Genomic DNA, 1,598 nt, shown 5'->3' on the forward strand with positions numbered 1-1,598 from the left:
GTTGGCAACCGTTTCTACGAAGACAATACGGGTTTTGTCGTTGATGGCCTGGGCCACTTGCGAGGCATCGGTGGCATCGACCAGCGACACCGTGCAACCCAGGTTGTCGATGGTTTGCAACAGGCTGGCGGTGTTGCCAAAGAGGAACCGGCTGGCCACGATGTGGTCGCCCTGTTTCAGCAGGGCAAACAGCATCGAGCCGATAGCCCCCATGCCTGTGGCAAAGCTCACGCTGCCCACACCGCCTTCGAGCAGCGTGATCTTGTTTTCCATCGCCTGCGTGGTGGGGTTGCCCTGGCGGGCGTACACATGGCCGCTGCGCTCGCCCTGGAACACAGACACCAGCTCGGTGGCCGTGTCGTAGCCGAAGGCGGCCGACAGGTGCAGCGGCTTGTGGGTGGCACCGTGCTCCACACCGCCCAGGCGGTCGGCGTGCAAGATTTGAGTGGTCAGACCTAGCGTCATGATCTTTGCGTTTTCTGTATTGGTAGATTCGATTTCATCATGATTGTCATCAAGAACGTCACCCTTCGCCGCGGCACCAAGATCGTTTTGCAAGACGCGAGCGTCACCCTGCAACCCGGCGAAAAGATCGGCCTGATCGGCCGCAATGGCGCGGGCAAATCGTCGCTGTTTTCGCTGCTCCGCAACCGCCTGCAATCGGATGCTGGCGACGTGGCCATCCCGCCGCGCTGGCTGGTGGGTGAGGTCGCGCAGGACATGCCCGAAACCGAACAAGGTGCCAGCGACTACGTGCTCGAGGGCGACACCCGCCTGCAAGCCGCCAACGCCGCCCTGGTGGCCGCCGAGGCCGCCGACGATGGCCACGCCATGGCCGACGCCCACCAAGAGATCGCCGAGGCCGGCGGCTTCGAAGCCCGCCCCAAGGCGCAGGCGCTGCTGATGGGCCTGGGCTTTCGAGTCGACCAGCTCGACGACCCGGTGAACAGCTTCTCGGGCGGCTGGCGCATGCGGCTCCAGCTGGCGCGCGCGCTGATGTGCCCCGCCGATCTGATGCTGCTCGACGAGCCCACCAACCACTTGGACCTGGACGCCCTGGTCTGGCTCGAAGCGTGGCTGCAGAAGTACGAAGGCACCATGATCGTGATCAGCCACGATCGTGAATTTCTCGATGCCATCACCAAGGTCACGCTGCACCTGGATGAGACCAAGTTGACCCGCTACACCGGCAACTACACCGCGTTTGAAGAAATGCGCGCCGAGCGCCTGATGCAGGCCCAGGCCAGCTTCGCCAAGCAGCAAGAGCGCATGGCGCACCTGCAGAAGTTCATCGACCGCTTCAAGGCCAAGGCCAGCAAGGCCAAGCAGGCGCAGAGCCGCGTGAAGGCGCTGGCCCGCATGGAAAAGCTGGGCCCGGTGCTGACCAGCAGCGACTTCCAGTTCGAGTTCCGCGAGCCACAAAGCCTGCCCAACCCGATGCTGGCGTTTTCGATGATGAGCTGCGGCTACAACGGCACCGCCATCGTGAAAGACATCAACCGCTCGGTGCTCGCCGGCCAGCGCATTGGCATCCTCGGTGCCAACGGCCAGGGCAAATCGACGCTGGTGAAGACCATCGCCAAAGAGATCCCGCTGAT

Annotated in this window: 2 protein-coding genes; one reads left to right on the top strand and one right to left on the bottom strand. The window is 63.3% G+C overall.

What is annotated here, in order from left to right:
• Positions 1-465: PLP-dependent transferase (locus RMO40_RS06650; protein ID WP_309718032.1), on the bottom strand; the 465-nt coding region annotated here is incomplete at its 3' end.
• Between the two features lie 39 nt (positions 466-504).
• On the opposite strand from RMO40_RS06650, the gene RMO40_RS06655 reads away from it, so the two are divergent.
• Positions 505-1,598, top strand: a 1,094-nt coding sequence (locus RMO40_RS06655) for an ATP-binding cassette domain-containing protein (protein WP_309718034.1), incomplete at its 3' end; no start/stop codon positions are given.

The organism is Rhizobacter sp., assembly GCF_031412075.1.
GTDB lineage: Bacteria > Pseudomonadota > Gammaproteobacteria > Burkholderiales > Burkholderiaceae_C > Rhizobacter.